General features: G+C 72.4%; 16 protein-coding genes and 1 riboswitch. Of the genes, 15 read left to right on the forward strand and 1 reads right to left on the reverse strand.

Annotated features, from left to right (window positions below; translation table 11 throughout):
* The 14 genes from ACFXGN_RS01680 to ACFXGN_RS01745 all read left to right on the forward strand — a co-directional run bounded on the left by ACFXGN_RS01680 (window position 1) and on the right by ACFXGN_RS01745 (window position 14,422).
* A complete protein-coding gene (locus ACFXGN_RS01680; protein ID WP_384851931.1) occupies window positions 1–885 on the forward strand; it encodes a glycosyltransferase family 2 protein in 885 nt (294 codons plus the stop codon).
* Between the two features lie 49 nt (window positions 886–934).
* The gene (locus ACFXGN_RS01685; RefSeq protein ID WP_384851934.1) at window positions 935–1,864 is read left to right on the forward strand and encodes an ABC transporter permease; all 930 of its coding nucleotides are present in this window, start codon (window positions 935–937) and stop codon (window positions 1,862–1,864) included.
* Window positions 1,857–2,642 (forward strand): ABC transporter ATP-binding protein, encoded by a 786-nt coding sequence (locus tag ACFXGN_RS01690; RefSeq protein ID WP_384851937.1) that lies wholly within the window; start codon window positions 1,857–1,859, stop codon window positions 2,640–2,642. Before ACFXGN_RS01685 ends, ACFXGN_RS01690 begins: the two co-directional genes overlap by 8 nt.
* A 112-nt stretch (window positions 2,643–2,754) precedes the next feature.
* The gene (locus tag ACFXGN_RS01695) at window positions 2,755–3,423 is read left to right on the forward strand and encodes a TetR/AcrR family transcriptional regulator (RefSeq protein WP_384851940.1); all 669 of its coding nucleotides are present in this window, start codon (window positions 2,755–2,757) and stop codon (window positions 3,421–3,423) included.
* A gap of 313 nt (window positions 3,424–3,736) precedes the next feature.
* On the forward strand, window positions 3,737–4,648 hold the full coding sequence (gene hpnC / locus ACFXGN_RS01700) for a squalene synthase HpnC (RefSeq protein ID WP_384851942.1): 912 nt from the start codon (window positions 3,737–3,739) through the stop codon (window positions 4,646–4,648).
* On the forward strand, window positions 4,645–5,595 hold the full coding sequence (gene hpnD, locus ACFXGN_RS01705; protein WP_384851945.1) for a presqualene diphosphate synthase HpnD: 951 nt from the start codon (window positions 4,645–4,647) through the stop codon (window positions 5,593–5,595). Before hpnC ends, hpnD begins: the two co-directional genes overlap by 4 nt.
* Window positions 5,596–5,707: 112 nt before the next feature.
* Window positions 5,708–7,108: a hydroxysqualene dehydroxylase HpnE gene (gene hpnE, locus ACFXGN_RS01710; RefSeq protein ID WP_384851948.1), complete on the forward strand. Its 1,401-nt coding sequence runs from the start codon at window positions 5,708–5,710 to the stop codon at window positions 7,106–7,108.
* The gene (locus ACFXGN_RS01715; RefSeq protein WP_384851951.1) at window positions 7,105–8,205 is read left to right on the forward strand and encodes a polyprenyl synthetase family protein; all 1,101 of its coding nucleotides are present in this window, start codon (window positions 7,105–7,107) and stop codon (window positions 8,203–8,205) included. The genes hpnE and ACFXGN_RS01715 overlap by 4 nt, the downstream gene beginning before the upstream one ends.
* 109 nt (window positions 8,206–8,314) lie before the next feature.
* The gene (gene shc / locus ACFXGN_RS01720) at window positions 8,315–10,354 is read left to right on the forward strand and encodes a squalene--hopene cyclase (RefSeq protein WP_384851953.1); all 2,040 of its coding nucleotides are present in this window, start codon (window positions 8,315–8,317) and stop codon (window positions 10,352–10,354) included.
* The gene (locus tag ACFXGN_RS01725; RefSeq protein WP_384851955.1) at window positions 10,354–11,025 is read left to right on the forward strand and encodes a 1-hydroxy-2-methyl-2-butenyl 4-diphosphate reductase; all 672 of its coding nucleotides are present in this window, start codon (window positions 10,354–10,356) and stop codon (window positions 11,023–11,025) included. Before shc ends, ACFXGN_RS01725 begins: the two co-directional genes overlap by 1 nt.
* Before the next feature lie 7 nt (window positions 11,026–11,032).
* On the forward strand, window positions 11,033–12,055 hold the full coding sequence (hpnH, locus tag ACFXGN_RS01730; protein WP_384851957.1) for an adenosyl-hopene transferase HpnH: 1,023 nt from the start codon (window positions 11,033–11,035) through the stop codon (window positions 12,053–12,055).
* A 7-nt stretch (window positions 12,056–12,062) separates the two neighbouring features.
* Entirely contained in the window at window positions 12,063–13,448 is a 1,386-nt protein-coding gene (locus tag ACFXGN_RS01735; protein ID WP_384851959.1) for an aspartate aminotransferase family protein, read from the forward strand.
* Window positions 13,449–13,604: 156 nt separating this feature from the next.
* The gene (locus tag ACFXGN_RS01740; protein ID WP_384851961.1) at window positions 13,605–14,234 is read left to right on the forward strand and encodes a helix-turn-helix domain-containing protein; all 630 of its coding nucleotides are present in this window, start codon (window positions 13,605–13,607) and stop codon (window positions 14,232–14,234) included.
* Window positions 14,235–14,266: 32 nt separating this feature from the next.
* Window positions 14,267–14,422: a DUF6126 family protein gene (locus ACFXGN_RS01745; RefSeq protein WP_366442912.1), complete on the forward strand. Its 156-nt coding sequence runs from the start codon at window positions 14,267–14,269 to the stop codon at window positions 14,420–14,422.
* 111 nt (window positions 14,423–14,533) lie between these two features.
* Here ACFXGN_RS01745 and ACFXGN_RS01750 read toward each other — a convergent pair whose 3' ends face one another.
* Window positions 14,534–15,355: a tyrosine-protein phosphatase gene (locus ACFXGN_RS01750; RefSeq protein ID WP_384851964.1), complete on the reverse strand. Its 822-nt coding sequence runs from the start codon at window positions 15,353–15,355 to the stop codon at window positions 14,534–14,536.
* A gap of 390 nt (window positions 15,356–15,745) precedes the next feature.
* A riboswitch (cyclic di-AMP (ydaO/yuaA leader) is annotated at window positions 15,746–15,905 on the forward strand.
* Window positions 15,906–15,909: 4 nt separating this feature from the next.
* Here ACFXGN_RS01750 and ACFXGN_RS01755 point away from each other — a divergent pair.
* The gene (locus ACFXGN_RS01755; RefSeq protein WP_384851967.1) at window positions 15,910–16,896 is read left to right on the forward strand and encodes a peptidoglycan DD-metalloendopeptidase family protein; all 987 of its coding nucleotides are present in this window, start codon (window positions 15,910–15,912) and stop codon (window positions 16,894–16,896) included.
* The last annotated feature ends 111 nt before the right edge of the window (window positions 16,897–17,007 follow it).

Consider the following 17,007-nt stretch of genomic DNA (forward strand, 5'->3'; position numbering starts at 1 on the left):
GTGAGCAGTCCGCTGAAGGTCGGCGCCGTCGTCATCACGATGGGCAACCGCCCCGACGACCTGCGCGCGCTGATCGACTCGATCGCCAAGCAGGAGGGCGACCCCGTCGAGGTCGTCGTCGTCGGCCAGGGCACCCCGGTCACCGGGGTGCCCGACGGGGTCCGCACCGTCGACCTGCCCGAGAACGTCGGCATCCCCGCCGGCCGGAACGTCGGCATCGAGGCCTTCGGCCCCGGCGGCACCGACGTCGACGTCCTGCTCTTCCTCGACGACGACGGGCTGCTCGCGCACTCCGACACCGCCGAGCTGGTCCGGCAGGCGTTCACCGCCGATCCGCGCCTGGGCATCATCACCTTCCGGATCGCCGACCCGGTGACCGGCGAGACCCAGCGGCGGCACGTGCCGAGGCTGCGCGCCTCCGACCCGATGCGCTCCTCGCGGGTGACCACCTTCCTCGGCGGCGCCAACGCGGTCCGCACCAAGGTCTTCGCCGAAGTGGGCGGTCTGCCGGACGAGTTCTTCTACGCGCACGAGGAGACCGACCTCGCCTGGCGCGCGCTCGACGCCGACTGGATGATCGACTACCGTTCCGACATGGTGCTGTTGCACCCCACCACAGCACCTTCCCGGCACGCCTCGTACCACTTCAACGTGGCCCGCAACCGAGTCTGGCTGGCACGTCGCAATCTGCCCGCGCCCCTGGTGCCGGTGTATCTCGGCGTCTGGCTCCTGCTCACCCTGGCCCGTCGGCCCTCGGTCCCCGCCCTCAAGGCGTGGTTCGGCGGATTCCGCGCCGGCTGGAGCACTCCCTGCGGACCGCGCCGCCCCATGAGGTGGCGTACGGTGTGGCGGCTGACCCGGCTGGGTCGCCCCCCGGTCGTCTGACATCGTGGTACCGACGTGCCGCGCATCTTGAACACGAAAGTTTCGACTTGTGAGTGACACACAGCAGGGCGGGGCGGTCGCGACGAGCGCGCCCCCGTCCGTCGACGCGGGTCTGACGCCCGCCGCGCTCGCCGAGAAGTACGGCCTGGCGGTCAGCGGTGCCCGGCCCGGACTGCTCGAGTACGTCCGTGAGCTGTGGAGCCGCCGCCACTTCATCCTGGCCTTCTCCTCGGCGAAGCTGACGGCGCAGTACAGCCAGGCGAAGCTGGGCCAGGTGTGGCAGGTGGCGACCCCGCTGCTCAACGCCCTGGTCTACTACCTGATCTTCGGGCTCATCCTGGGCGCGGGCCGGGGGATGAGCAAGGACGTCTACATCCCGTTCCTGGTCACCGGCATCTTCGTGTTCACCTTCACCCAGAGCTCGGTCATGGCCGGAGTGCGGGCCATCTCCGGGAACCTGGGCCTGGTGCGGGCCCTGCACTTCCCCCGGGCGACCCTGCCGATCTCGTTCTCCCTCCAGCAGCTCCAGCAGCTGCTGTACTCGATGATCGTGCTCGTCGCGATCGCCATCGCCTTCGGCAGCTACCCCTCGGCCCGCTGGCTGCTGCTGATCCCGGCACTGGCCCTCCAGTTCGTGTTCAACATCGGGCTGGCCATGATCATGGCCAGGATGGGTTCCAAGACGCCCGACCTCGCCCAGCTCATGCCCTTCGTGATGCGCACCTGGATGTACGCGTCCGGCGTCATGTTCTCGATCCCCGCGATGCTCGCCGACAAGCCCGCGTGGATCGCCGACGTCCTCATGTACAACCCGGCGGCGGTGTACATGGACCTCATCCGCTTCGCGCTCATCGAGGGATACGGCGCCGAGAACCTGCCCGCGCACGTCTGGATGACCGCCCTCGGCTGGGCGCTCGTCTTCGGCATCGGCGGCTTCGTCTACTTCTGGAAGGCCGAGGAGAGGTACGGCCGTGGCTGACACGAACCGGTCCGACATTCCCACCGTCATCTGCGACGACGTCCACATCGTCTACCGCGTCAACGCCGGTGGCGGCGGCAGGGGCAGCGCCACGGCCGCCATGAGCCGTATCGTCGGCCGGGGCAAGGCCGAGGTCAGCCGGGGCGTCCGCAAGGTGCACGCGGTGCGCGGGGTCACCTTCACCGCCTACCGGGGCGAGGCCATCGGCCTCATCGGCAGCAACGGCTCGGGCAAGTCCACGCTGCTGCGTGCCATCGCCGGACTGCTGCCGACCGAGAGCGGCAAGGTCTACACCGACGGCCAGCCCTCGCTCCTGGGCGTCAACGCGGCGCTGATGAACGACCTCACCGGTGAGCGCAACGTGATCCTGGGCGGTCTCGCCATGGGCATGAGCCGCGAGGAGGTGCGCACGCGCTACGAGGGGATCGTCGACTTCTCCGGCATCAACGAGAAGGGCGACTTCATCAGCCTGCCCATGCGCACGTACTCCTCCGGCATGGGCGCCCGGCTCCGCTTCGCCATCGCCGCCGCCAAGAACCACGACGTCCTCCTCATCGACGAGGCGCTGGCGACCGGCGACCGCAAGTTCCAGATCCGCTCCGAGGAGCGCATCCGCGAGCTGCGCAAGGAGGCCGGGACGGTCTTCCTGGTGAGCCACAGCAACAAGTCCATCCGGGACACCTGCGACCGGGTGCTCTGGCTGGAGAAGGGTCAGCTCCTGATGGACGGGCCCACGGACGAGGTCCTGAAGGCGTACGAGCGGGAGACCGCCCGCTGAGCCTCCCCGGTCCCGTACCGCCCCCACTGTTCCGGTGGGGGCGGTTCCGTTTTTTGCGCCCCGCCCGGTCGCCTGGAATGTTCATGCGGTCAACATCGGGCAGGATGAGCCCATGGCAGCGAACTCGGGGGGCAAGACCTATCACCACGGCGATCTGCGCAACGCGCTGATCTGTGCCGCCGTGGACCTCGCCACCGAAGGCGGCCCCGAACGGGTCGTCCTGCGGGAGGCGGCCCGCCGGGTCGGCGTCTCGCCCACCGCCGCCTACCGGCACTTCGACGGCCGGGGCGAGCTCCTGCACACCGTCAGGACCCACGCCCAGCGGGTCCTCGCCGAGGCCATGGAGCACGCCACCGCCCGCGAGCCCGGCGCGGACGACCCCGCCCTCGCCGCCGAGCGCAGACTGGGGGCCCTGTGCCGGGCGTACGTCGGCTTCGCGGTGGAGCACCCCGGGCTCTACCGGGCCGCGTTCTGCGCTCCCCGGCCGACCGGCACGGACCTGACGGCCGGGGAGTTCCGGGCGCCGGGACCGGCACAGGACCGGCAGTCCGCCGAGCCCGAGGTCCGCGCCTTCACCCTGCTCCGCGAGGCCCTCGAAGCCCTCGCGGGCAACCCGAGACCGGGCGTCCGCGCCGCCGGGGGGGCCGCCGCGTGGTCGGCCGTGCACGGACTGTCACTGCTCCTGCTCGACGGCCCCCTGCGCCGCCTCCCCGCCCAGCGCAGGAACGCCGTCGTCGAGACCACGCTCGCCATGGTCGTCTCAGGAACCCGTGCTCCCTGACCTTCGCCTCTGCCCGAACTCCCCTTGTTCCAGGGGTGGTTGACGTTACGTCCGGGAGGGTGGCGGGACAGCTGCCACCCCGGAACGCCGACGGACGTCGTACAACGTAAGCTGGACCGGTCTGTTTCGCGGCAAGTAGGGCGATACTCCACAGCCATCGGGCGCCGTGACGGCGGCGCTCCGCGCGGGGGTCGGCGGCGTGTCCGAAATAGGATGGATTGGATCGGCAGTGTAGAACGGGAGACGTGACGGCCATGACGCAGAATCTCCAGCTCCACGAGGGTGTCGCCGTCCCTCCGCCGGGCAGTGCCCTGTGACGGACACCCGGCAGGGGCGCCCCGACGCCTCCGCGCGCGCCACGCTCGACAAGGCGGCGGACGAGAACTTCCCCGTGGCCCCCTTCTTCCTGCCCAGGGCCTGGCGCGACGACCTCATGGCCGTCTACGGCTTCGCCCGCCTCGTCGACGACATCGGCGACGGCGACCTCGCCCCCGGCGGCGCCGACGCCCGCCACCTCGGGCTCGACCCCGAGGCGGCCCGCGACCGGCTCGCCTTCCTCGACGCCTTCGAGGAGGACCTCCACCGGGTCTTCGACGGCGTCCCCCGCCACCCCCTGCTGCGCGCCCTCCAGCCGACCGTACGGCGCCACGGGCTCACCCCCGGGCCCTTCCTCGGCCTCGTCGCCGCCAACCGCCAGGACCAGCTGGTCAGCCGCTACGAGACGTACGACGACCTCCTCGCGTACTGCGAGCTGTCCGCCAACCCGGTCGGCAGGCTCGTCCTCGCGATCACCGGCACGGACACCCCCGAGCGGATCCGCCGCTCCGACGAGATCTGCACCGCCCTCCAGATCGTCGAACACCTCCAGGACGTCGCCGAGGACCTCGGCGACGGCCGCGTCTACCTCCCCGCCGAGGACCTCAGGCGCTTCCGCGTCACCGAGGACGACCTCGCCCGGCCCACCGCCGGAGCGTCCGTGCGCGCCCTGATCGCCTTCGAGGCCCAGCGCGCCCGCGACCTGCTCCACGCGGGCGGCCCGCTCGTCGGCAGCGTCCACGGACGGCTCCGCCTGCTCCTCGCCGGATTCACCGCGGGCGGCCACGCGGCGCTCGACGCGATCACCGACGCCGGTTACGACGTGCTGGCCGGCGCACCGAAGTCCACCAAGCCGAGCCTGATGCGCCAGGCTGGAGCGGTCCTGCTCCGGGCGCGGAAAGAGGGGTGAGCGCGACCGTGGAGGCACAGCCCCAGCCGTCCGCACCGGTACTGGCCGCCTACAGCTACTGCGAGGCGGTCACCGGACAGCAGGCGCGGAACTTCGCCTACGGGATCCGGCTGCTGCCGACCGAGAAGCGACAGGCGATGTCCGCGCTGTACGCCTTCTCCCGGCGCGTCGACGACATCGGCGACGGCCCGCTCCCGCCCGAGGTCAAGCGCGACCGTCTGGAGGCCACCCGCGCCCTCCTGGACCGCGTCCGCGCCGACAAGGTCGACGAGGACGACACCGACCCCGTCGCCGTCGCCCTCGCGGACTCCGCCCGCCGCTTCCCGATCCCGCTCGACGGCCTCGACGAACTCATCGACGGCGTCCTCATGGACGTGCGCGGCGCGACCTACGAGACCTGGGACGACCTCAAGGTCTACTGCCGCTGCGTCGCCGGGGCCATCGGCAGGCTCTCCCTCGGCGTCTTCGGCACCGCGCCCGGCGCCCAGGGCGCCGACCGCGCCCCCGAGTACGCCGACACCCTGGGCCTCGCGCTCCAACTCACCAACATCCTCAGGGACGTGCGCGAGGACGCGGGCAACGGACGCGTCTACCTGCCCGCCGACGACCTCGCCAAGTTCGGCTGCGGCGACGGCTTCGGCGGCGGCACCCCGCCCGTCGGCTCCGACTTCGCGGGCCTCGTCCACTTCGAAGTGCGGCGCGCCCGCGCCCTGTTCGCCGAGGGCTACCGGCTCCTGCCCATGCTCGACCGGCGCAGCGGTGCCTGTGTCGCCGCCATGGCCGGGATCTACCGGCGCCTCCTCGACCGGATCGAGCGCGACCCCGAGGCCGTGCTGCGCGGCCGGGTCTCGCTGCCCGGCCGCGAGAAGGCGTACGTCGCGGTGCGCGGCCTCTCCGGTCTCGACACCCGGCACATCGCCCGGCGCACCGTCAGGAGGCGCGTCTGATGCCCCCGTCCTCCCCCGGCCGCCGCGCAACCGCGGGCGTCGCCCCGGCGTCCCTGCTCGCGGCGGCCCCGGCCGCGCCCCGCCCGCCCGAGACGACCCGAACGGAGACCGCGTGACCCACGACGCGACCGAGCGGACCGACCGGCAGCCCCGAGCCGTCGTCGTCGGCGGCGGACTCGCGGGCGTCACCGCCGCGCTCCGGCTCGCCGAGGCAGGACTCGGCGTCACCCTCCTCGAAGGCCGCCCCCGGCTCGGCGGCCTCGTCTTCTCGTTCCGGCGCGGCGACCTGTCCGTCGACAACGGCCAGCACGTCTATCTGCGCTGCTGCACCGCCTACCGCTGGTTCCTCGACCGGATCGACGCCGCCCGGCTCGCCCCGCTCCAGGACCGCCTCGACGTGCCCGTGCTCGACGTCGGCGGGCCCGGGGCCCCCCGCCTCGGCCGGATCCGCCGCGACGCCCTGCCGGTGCCGCTGCACCTCGCGCGCGGCCTCGCCGGATACCCGCACCTCTCCCTCGCCGAGCGCGCCTCCGTGGGCCGCGCCGCGCTCGCCCTGAAGAAGCTCGACCCCGCCGACCCGGCCCTCGACGGCATCGACTTCGCCACCTGGCTCGGCCGCTACGGGCAGTCCCCGCGGGCCGTCGAGGCGCTGTGGGACCTCATCGGCGTCCCCACCCTCAACGCCCCCGCCGCGCGGTCCTCCATGGGGCTGGCCGCGATGGTCTTCAAGACCGGGCTGCTCTCCGAGCCCGGTGCCGCCGACATCGGCTGGGCCCACGTCCCGCTCGGCGAACTCCACGACACCCGGGCCGCGAAGGAACTGGACGCCCTCGGGGTCCGTACCGTGCTCCGCACCAAGGCCGAGCGGATCTCCCGCACGGACGGCGGACGTTGGGCCGTCGAGGTGCCCGGCGAGACCCTGGAGGCGGACGTCGTCGTGCTGGCCGTGCCGCAGCAGGAGACCCACGGCCTGCTGCCCGAGGGCGCCCTCGACGACCCCGACCGGCTCCTCGACATCGGTACGGCGCCGATCCTCAACCTGCACGTGGTGTACGGCCGCAAGGTGCTGAAGCGGCCCTTCTTCACCGCCCTCGGCTCCCCGGTGCAGTGGGTCTTCGACCGCACCGAGTCCTCCGGGCTGACCGGCGGCGGCCAGTACCTCGCGGTCTCCCAGTCGGCCGCCCAGGACGAGATCGACGAGCCCGTCGCCGCCCTGCGCGCCAAGTACCTCCCCGAGCTGGAGCGGCTGCTGCCCGCCGCCCGGGGCGCGGGCGTCCGCGACTTCTTCGTCACCAGGGAGCGGACGGCGACGTTCGCCCCGGCACCGGGAGTCGGCAGGCTCCGCCCCGGCGCCCGCACCCGGGCCCGGGGGCTGTACCTGGCCGGGGCCTGGACCGCCACCGGCTGGCCCGCGACCATGGAGGGCGCGGTGCGCAGCGGTCTGAGCGCCGCGGGCGCCGCGCTCTCCACCCTCGGCCGCCGCCATGACCATCCGCTGCAGGAGGCGGCATGAGTGTGAGTACCGGAACAAGAGGAGAGACCGTGCCGACTGTGCCGCCGGGTAATCCGGCCGTCGACACCGCGGACGTGTCCGCACTGCTGGAGCGGGGGCGGACCCTGTCCACCCCCGTACTGCGGGCGGCCGTCGACCGCCTCGCGCCGCCCATGGACACCGTGGCCGCCTACCACTTCGGCTGGATCGACGCGCAGGGCAACCCGGCCGACGGCGACGGCGGCAAGGCCGTCCGCCCCGCGCTCGCCCTGCTCTCGGCCGAGGTCGCGGGCGCCGCGCCCGAGGTCGGGATCCCCGGCGCCGTCGCCGTGGAGCTCGTCCACAACTTCTCGCTGCTGCACGACGACCTGATGGACGGCGACGAGCAGCGGCGCCACCGAGACACCGTGTGGAAGGTGCACGGACCCGCGCAGGCCATCCTCGTCGGCGACGCGCTGTTCGCGCTCGCCAACGAACTGCTCCTCGAACTCGGCACCGTCGAGGCGGGCCGGGCCACCCGCCGCCTCACCACCGCCACCCGCAAGCTCATCGACGGGCAGGCCCAGGACATCTCGTACGAGCACCGCGAGCGGGTCACCGTCGAGGAGTGCCTGGAGATGGAGGGCAACAAGACGGGCGCCCTGCTCGCCTGCGCCGTCTCCATCGGTGCCGTCCTCGGCGGCGCCGACGACCGCACCGCCGACAAGCTGGAGGAGTACGGCTACCACCTCGGCCTCGCCTTCCAGGCGGTGGACGACCTCCTCGGCATCTGGGGCGACCCGGAGGCCACCGGCAAGCAGACCTGGAGCGACCTGCGCCAGCGCAAGAAGTCCCTGCCGGTCGTCGCCGCCCTCGCGGCGGGCGGCCCGGCGTCCGAGCGGCTCGGTGAACTCCTCGCCGCGGACGCCAAGTCCACCGACTTCGACAGCTTCTCCGAGGAGGAGTTCGCCGCCCGCGCGGCCCTCATCGAAGAGGCCGGAGGACGTGAATGGACCTCCCAGGAGGCCCGTCGGCAGCACGCCGTCGCGATCGAGGCCCTGAACGAGGTGGACATGCCCGCCACCGTGCGGGCCCAGCTCGTCGCACTCGCCGACTTCGTCGTCGTACGGAAGAGATGATCACCATCACCCTGATATGAGTTCGCGGTCGCCGGCCGGTGCCTCACGGCGCCGGCCGACGGCAGACCCGTGGAAGCAGAAGAGATCCGACTGCCGCAAAGGGGAAGCCATGACAGCGACGACCGACGGAAGCGCAGGGGCCGTGGGCCCCCGGGCGACCGCGGCCAGCACCACGCGCGACACCGACGCCTCCGGTCCCGACGGCCCCGCCGCACGGGCCCTGGAAAGGGGCGTCGGGCACCTGCTCGCCCACCAGGACCCGGCGGGCTGGTGGAAGGGCGACCTGGAGACCAACGTCACCATGGACGCCGAGGACCTCCTCCTCCGCCAGTTCCTCGGCATCCTCGACGCCGACACCACCCGGGCCACCGCCCTCCACGTCCGCCGCCTCCAGTACGAGGACGGCTCCTGGCCCACCTTCCACGACGGGCCCGGCGAACTCTCCGCCACCGTCGAGGCCTATGTGGCGCTGCGGCTCGCCGGGGACCCGCCCGAAGCCCCGCACATGGCCCGGGCCTCCGCCTGGGTCAGGGCGCGCGGCGGCATCGCCTCCGCCCGGGTCTTCACCCGGATCTGGCTCGCCCTCTTCGGCTGGTGGCGCTGGGACGACCTGCCCGAACTGCCGCCGGAACTGCTCTTCCTGCCGAAGTGGTTCCCGCTCAACATCTACGACTTCGGCTGCTGGGCCCGGCAGACGATCGTGCCGCTCACCGTCGTCTCCGCGACGCGCCCGGTCCGCCCCGCGCCCTTCCCGCTCGACGAACTCCACACCGACCCCGCCCGGCCGAACCCGCCCCGGCCACTGGCCCCCGCGACCGGCTGGGACGGGCTCTTCCAGCGCCTCGACAAGGCACTGCGCCTCTACCACCGGGTGGCGCCCCGCGCCGTCCGCCGCACCGCCATGAACCTCGCCGCCCGCTGGATCGTGGAGCGCCAGGAGAACGACGGCTGCTGGGGCGGCATCCAGCCCCCCGCCGTCTACTCGATCATCGCCCTGCACCTCCTCGGCTACGACCTGGGGCACCCCGTCGTGCGGGCCGGTCTCGAATCCCTCGACCGGTTCGCGGTGCGGGGCGAGGACGGTTCACGGATGATCGAGGCCTGCCAGTCACCGGTCTGGGACACCTGTCTCGCCACCATCGCCCTCGCCGACGCGGGGCTCAGCCCCGACCACCCGGCCCTGGTGAAGGCCGTGGACTGGATGCTCGACGAGGAGATCACCCGGACCGGGGACTGGGCGGTGCAGCGGCCCGGACTGCCCCCGGGCGGCTGGGCGTTCGAGTTCCACAACGACACCTACCCCGACATCGACGACACGGCCGAAGTGCTGCTGGCCCTGCGCCGGGTGGACCACCCGGACCCCGCCCGGGTCCGGGCCGCGGCCGAGCGGGGCATCCGCTGGACCCTCGGGATGCAGTCGCGGAACGGCGCCTGGGGGGCCTTCGACGCCGACAACACCAGCGCGTTCCCCAACAAGCTGCCGTTCTGCGACTTCGGCGAGGTGATCGACCCGCCCTCCGCCGACGTCACCGCCCACGTCGTGGAGATGCTCGCCCACGAGGGCCTGGCCCAGGACCCCCGCACCCGCCGGGGCATCGCCTGGCTGCTCGCCGAACAGGAGCCGAACGGCGCCTGGTTCGGCCGCTGGGGCGTCAACTACGTCTACGGGACCGGCTCGGTGCTGCCCGCGCTCACCGCCGCCGGACTGCCCGTCGCCCACCCGGCGGTGCGCCGGGCCGTCCACTGGCTCGGGACCGTACAGAACGAGGACGGCGGCTGGGGCGAGGACCTCCGCTCGTACCGGGAGGCGGAGTGGATCGGCCGGGGCGCCTCCACCGCCTCCCAGACCGCCTGGGCGCTCCTCGCGCTCCTCGCCGCCGGGGAGCGGGAGTCCGAGGCCGTCCGGCGGGGCGTCGCCTGGCTCGCCGCCACCCAGCGGGAGGACGGCTCCTGGGACGAGCCCCACTTCACCGGCACCGGGTTCCCCTGGGACTTCTCCATCAACTACCACCTCTACCGGCAGGTCTTCCCGGTCACCGCGCTCGGCCGGTACGTCCACGGGGAACCCGCGCCCGGCGGCGCGCCCACGGGTGCGCCGGACGCCCCGGTCGGCGCCTCGCTCGGCGCCCCGCTCGGCGGGGACCGCTGATGGGGCGCGAGCCCGGCCCCGCCGCCGCGCCGCCGCTGCTGATCGCCTGCGCGCTCGGCATCGAGCAGCTCGCCCTGCGCAGCGGCGACCGGGGCGGCGCCCCCGGGCCGGTCACCGTGCTCCGCACCGGGATGGGCCCCGACCGGGCCCGTACGGCCGTGTCCCGGGCCCTCGCGGCGGAGGGGGCCCGGGAGGCGGCCGTCATCGCCTCCGGCTTCTGCGCGGGCCTCGCCCCCGGGATGCACCCGGGGGACCTGGTCGTCGCGGGGGAGACCCGGGGAGCGGACGGCACGACGCTCTGCACCGGAGTGGACCTCCTGGTGAAGGCCCTGGTCAGGGCGGTGCCGGGGCGGGCCGTCCACACCGGGCCGCTGACCGGGTCCGACCATGTGGTGCGCGGGCCCGAGCGGGCCGCGCTGCGGGCCACCGGGGCCGTCGCCGTCGACATGGAGTCCGCCGCGACCCTGGGAGCCGCCCGCGCCGCCGAGGGCCCCTGGGGCGGTCCGGACGCGCGCCCGGTTGCGGCCGTCCGGGTGGTCGTGGACGCTCCTGAACATGAGCTGGTCCGGATCGGCACGGTACGCGGGGGAATATCGGCCTTCCGTGTCCTTCGCGCAGTCCTTCCCGCGTTTCTCGAATGGCACCGTTCTTTGCTGCTCCCCAGGAGGTGAACGAGTTATGGCCATGCCGCTCCGTCAGTCCGTCCGGGTCGGGACCTATCTCTTCGAACAGAAGCTCCGCAAGCGGGACAAGTTTCCCCTCATCGTCGAACTGGAGCCGTTGTTCGCCTGCAACCTCAAGTGCGAGGGCTGCGGCAAGATCCAGCATCCGGCGGGCATCCTCAAGCAGCGGATGCCGGTCGCCCAGGCGGTCGGCGCGGTCCTGGAGTCCGGCGCCCCGATGGTCTCCATCGCGGGCGGCGAACCCCTGATGCACCCTCAGATCCACGAGATCGTGCGCCAGTTGGTGGCCAAGAAGAAGTACGTCTTCCTCTGCACCAACGCGATGCTGATGCGCAAGAAGCTGGAGAACTTCACTCCCTCGCCGTACTTCGCCTTCGCCGTGCACATCGACGGGCTGCGCGAGCGGCACGACGAGTCCGTCGCCAAGGAGGGCGTGTTCGACGAGGCGGTGGCGGCCATCAAGGAGGCCAAGCGGCGCGGCTTCCGGGTCACCACCAATTCCACCTTCTTCAACACCGACACCCCGCAGACGATCATCGAGGTCCTCAATTTCCTCAACGACGACCTCCAGGTCGACGAAATGATGATCTCGCCCGCCTACGCCTATGAGAAGGCACCCGACCAGGAACACTTCCTCGGCGTCGAGCAGACCCGGGAACTCTTCAGGAAGGCCTTCGCCGGAGGGAACAGGCGCCGCTGGCGGCTCAACCACTCGCCGCTCTTCCTGGACTTCCTCGAAGGGAAGGCGGACTTCCCCTGCACCGCCTGGGCCATTCCCAACTATTCGCTCTTCGGCTGGCAGCGCCCCTGCTATCTGATGAGCGACGGCTATGTCCCCACGTACCGCGAACTCGTCGAGGACACCGACTGGGACAAGTACGGCCGCGGCAAGGACCCGCGCTGCGCCAACTGCATGGCCCACTGCGGGTACGAGCCCACCGCCGTCCTCGCCACCATGGGCTCCCTCAAGGAGTCCCTGCGCGCGGTCCGGGAGACCGTCTCGGGGAACAAAGGGTGAGCGACGCGTGAAGGGCGAGTTCGACCTGCGGGCGCTGCTCGCCGAGCGCGGCGGCGAGGGCTACGAGCTGCACGCCCGCCACCTCAACCACCAGCTGCCGCGGATGCTCCGCACCATCGGCTTCGACAAGGTCTACGAGAGGGCCGAGGGCGCCCACTTCTGGGACGCCGACGGCGTCGACCACCTCGACATGCTGGCGGGCTTCGGCGTCATGGGCCTCGGACGACATCATCCGGTCGTCCGCAAGGCCCTCCACGACGTCCTCGACGCCCAGCTCGCCGACCTCACCCGGTTCGACTGCCAGCCGCTGCCGGGGCTGCTCGCCGAGCGCCTGCTGGCCCACAGCCCCCATCTCGACCGGGTCTTCTTCGGCAACAGCGGCACCGAGGCGGTCGAGACCGCCCTCAAGTTCGCCCGGTACGCCACCGGGCGGCCCAGGGTCCTGCACTGCTCCCACGCCTTCCACGGGCTCACCGTCGGCTCCCTCTCCGTCAACGGCGAGCGGGGCTTCCGGGACGGCTTCGCCCCGCTGCTGCCCGACACCGCGATCGAGCTGGGCGACCTCGACGCGCTGGAGCGGGAGCTGCGCGGGGGCGACGTGGCCGCCTTCGTCGTCGAGCCCGTCCAGGGCAAGGGCGTCCAGGAGTCCCCGCCCGGCTTCCTGCGGGCGGCCCAGGAGCTGCTGCACCGGCACGGGGCCCTGCTCGTCGCCGACGAGGTGCAGACCGGTCTCGGCCGGACCGGCGACTTCTACGCCTATCAGCACGAGGAGGGCGTCGAGCCGGACCTGGTCTGTGTCGCCAAGGCCCTCTCCGGCGGCTACGTGCCGGTCGGCGCCACCCTCGGCAAGGACTGGATCTTCAAGAAGGTCTACTCGTCGATGGACCGGGTCCTGGTCCACTCGGCGAGCTTCGGCTCGAACGCGCAGGCCATGACCGCCGGGCTCGCCGTCCTCTCGGTCATGGAGAACGAGGGCACGGTCGCCCACGCGCGCCGGATGGGCGACCTGCTCTCCGGACGGCTCAAGGAGCTGGTGCCCCGGTACGAGCTGCTGCACGAGATCCGCGGGCGCGGTCTGATGATCGGGATCGAGTTCGGCCGTCCGTCCTCACTGGGACTGCGCGGGCGCTGGACGATGCTCCAGGCGGCCCGCAAGGGTCTCTTCGCCCAGATGGTCGTCGTCCCGCTGCTCCAGCGCCACCACATCCTCACCCAGGTCTCCGGGGACCGTCTGGAGGTGATCAAACTGATTCCGCCGCTGGTCATCGACGAGGCCGACGTGGACCGGTTCGTCACCGCCTTCACCGCGGTCATGGACGACGCCCACGGCGGCGGCGGGCTGATGTGGGACTTCGGGAGGACACTGGTCAAGCAGGCGGTCGCCCAGCGCTGACCCGCCCAGCGCTGACCCGCCCAGCGCTGACCCGCCCGCCCTCGGGCCCCGGCCCGGGGGCCGCACCTCTCCGTGGCCGGGCTCGTACCGGCCTCGGGCTTTTGCCTCTGAGGCAAGAAACTTGCCTCAGAGGCACGATCCTGGCGGAATGGACGCATGGACCACGTCCCCGGGGACAACACCCCGGCCCCCGCCCTTCCCGACGTCCTGCCGGACGTCGCCCCGCAGCTGCGGGGCCTGCGCCGCCGCCGGGGACTGACCCTGGAGACCGCCGCCCAGCGCGCCGGTCTCTCGCCCGCCCACCTCTCGCGACTGGAGACGGGCAACCGGCAGCCCTCGCTGCCCATGCTGCTCGCCCTCTCCCGCATCTACGGTACGACGGTCTCCGAGCTGCTGGGGGAGACACCCCCCGAACGGGACCCCGTGGTCCGCGCCGGACGCTCCGAGCCCGTCGAGGCGGACGGCTGGATCTACCGGCAGGCGGGCAGCGCCGGGCGCGCCCTCCAGTGCCTGCGGGTCCACGTGCCGTACGCCACCCGGGCGGACATCGTGCGGGTCCACCCCGGCGAGGAGTGGATCCACGTCCTGGAGGGCCGGGTGCGGCTCGCGCTCGGCGAAGCCGTCCACACCCTCGATCCCGGGGACAGCGCGCACTTCGACTCGCTCACCCCGCACCGCATCGGCGCCGCGACCTCCAGCGGGGCCGAGCTGCTCTTCGTCCACACCCTGATGCAGAGCCCCGTCGCCGAGCTGTGCCTCGGCGACGGAACTCCGCACCGTCGCTGACTCCGCCTGACCCTTCCTCCGAAAGGTTCGACATGTCCGAGAAGCACGCACCGGTCACCGGCGAGGAGCGCGGTGAGGGCAAGTTCCCCAAGGGCCTGGTGCTCCGCCTCTTCGCGTACCTGGTGGCGGGCCACCTCTTCGCCGGCTTCCTGTACCTGCTCTTCATGCTGGGCGGGCAGAACCAGTAGCGCGGCCCGCGAGGGGCGGTGGGCCCGGCTCGCGGGCGGGGCGGCGAACCGGACCCCGTACGGGTCGCCGGGGCCGCTCCGTACGGGTCGGCGCGGTCCTGACGGTCCGGCTCAGACCTCGGTGAGCAGGCGTTCCCGCAGTCGGCCGAGGGTCTCCGGGGTCAGCTTGAGGCCCTCGGAGAGGTAGGTGTCCACCGAGCCCCAGGTCTCCTCGATCGTCTCGAAGGCGCCCCGCAGATACTCCACCCGCGCGTCGAACAGCGGGCTCAGCAGCTCCATCACCTCGGGCGACATGGCGTCGGGGGCGGTGGAGCCGCGGCTCACCTTGTAGCGGCGGTGCGGGTCGTTCGACTTCACGTAGTCGGCCTCGATCGCCGCGCGCTCGACCCCGAGGGCGAGCAGGGTGATCGCGATCGAGAGCCCGGCGCGGTCCTTGCCCGCCGCGCAGTGCATCAGGGCGGGGACGCTGTCCTCCGCGAGCGCGTGCAGGATGCGGCTGTGGTCGGCGGTCCGCTCGACCACCATCTTCCGATACGAATCGGCCATCCGGGCGGCGGCCTTGTCCTCGCCGAGGATCTCCCGCAGCTGGGCGATGTCCCCGTCCCGCACCAGCCGCCAGAACTCCTTGCCATCGGCCGGGTCGGTGAGGGGTATGTTCACGTTGCGCACGCCCGGAAGCTCGACGTCCGCCCCCTCGATGCGCACGTCGGCCTGGTTGCGGAAGTCGAACACGGTGTGCAGGTCCAGTGAGGCGAGGAAGGCGGCGTCCTCCTCGGTCGCGTGGGCGAGGTGGCCGCTGCGGAACAGGCGGCCGGGGCGCACCGCGCGCCCGTCCGTCGTCGGCAGGCCGCCCACGTCCCGGAAGTTGCGGACCTCGGCCAGCTCGGGCTCGTTCGCTTCGACGGGCGGGACCTGCGGCAGCTGCTGCGTCACGGATGCTCCTGGAGAATTGGCGTTCGGGGGTACGGCACGGGGCCGATTCCAAGGGTCAATCATCCCGGCATGACGAACGGGGCGCACCCCCCTGGATAGGAATGGGCGATCTGTCCGTATTCGCACGTTCCGGATAACGCGCCCTGATTGAAGATGAGATGGGAATCCGGGCGTGAGCAGCGTCATAGAAGTGACGGATCGTGCCCGGGGGCGCGACGCAATCGCCGTACGGAAAAAGGGAGTCGAAGGAGCGTCATCCACGGAGGGTGACCGGAATTCCGGTCCCGGGAGCGAGCGGAAGCGGAACTGATAAAGCATCGGCTTGTTCGCACCGAAACGCTCGTCTAGCGTCACCGTCAATCCGGTCGGACCGCCGAATCCTGCCACCGTCCGGAATTCCCACTCATCCCAAGCGTGGCAGGAGCGGGGGACCCAGGAAGTACGCCGGTCCCGCGACGCAGGACGGCTCGGGGTGAAGTCGCGCGAGAGCGCGGCCGGACATCTCCCGTCCGAACCCGACAGCTCACCTCGCAGGCGCCGGAGAGGAATTCGCCATGCCCGCGAAGGGTAAGCACCGCCGTCCCAGGAACAATCCCCTCACCCGGGGCATCGCCGCCGCCGGTACGGGAGGCGCCGTCGTCGCCCTCCCGCTCCTCGGCGCCACCGGGGCCCACGCCGCCGAGCAGGCGGCCCCGGCCGCCCCCGCGCGGACCGTCACCGCCGCCGCCCAGACCCAGGCCCCCGCCGCGGCGCCGGTCACCGCCCCGGCCACGTCGAAGACGTACGCCGTCGTCCGCGGCGACCACCTCTCGAAGATCGCCGCCGAGCACCACCTCGCCGGTGGCTGGCAGCGGCTCTACGCGGACAACCGCCAGGTCGTCGGCGAGAACCCCTCGTTCATCCTGCCCGGCATGAAGCTCACCCTCGGCGCCCGGAGCACCGCTCCCGCCGCCGCCCCGAAGAGCCCCGCCGAGGCCGCCCCGAAGACCCGGAGCGAGGCCCCCGCCCGGGACTCCGGCGACTCCACGCGCACCACCCGGAGCCCCGAGCGCCCGGCAGCCCAGGCCACCACCCCGGACTCCGGCTCGTCCACGACGCAGTCCTCCGGCTCCTCGACCCCCTCCTCCCCCTCCTCCTCCGGCTGGGTCAAGCCCGTCAGCGGCGGCTTCTCCACCCCGTACCGCGCCTCCGGCTCCATGTGGTCCTCCGGTTACCACACCGGTGTCGACTTCATCGCCTCCTCCGGCACCACCGTCCGCTCCGTCGGCGCGGGCACGGTCGTCTCGGCGGGCTGGAGCGGCGCCTACGGCAACGAGGTCGTCATCCAGCACGCCGACGGCAACTACTCGCAGTACGCCCACCTCTCCTCGCTCGCGGTCTCGGCGGGCCAGGCGGTCTCCGGCGGGCAGCAGATCGGCCTCTCCGGCTCCACCGGCAATTCCACCGGACCCCATCTGCACTTCGAGATCCGGACCTCGCCGGGCTACGGCTCCGACGTCGACCCGCTGGCCTACCTCCGCCAGCACGGCGTCTCCGTCTGACGCACCCGCTCCACCGGAGGCCCGGCACCCGTGGGTGCCGGGCCTCCGGCGTATTCCGGCTTGGCAATTTCTTTATCGGTGTCATATGTCACCCGGCGTCAACCCCTCCTT

This window comes from Streptomyces sp. NPDC059247, assembly GCF_042754005.1.
In the GTDB taxonomy this organism is placed as follows: Bacteria; Actinomycetota; Actinomycetes; order Streptomycetales; family Streptomycetaceae; genus Streptomyces.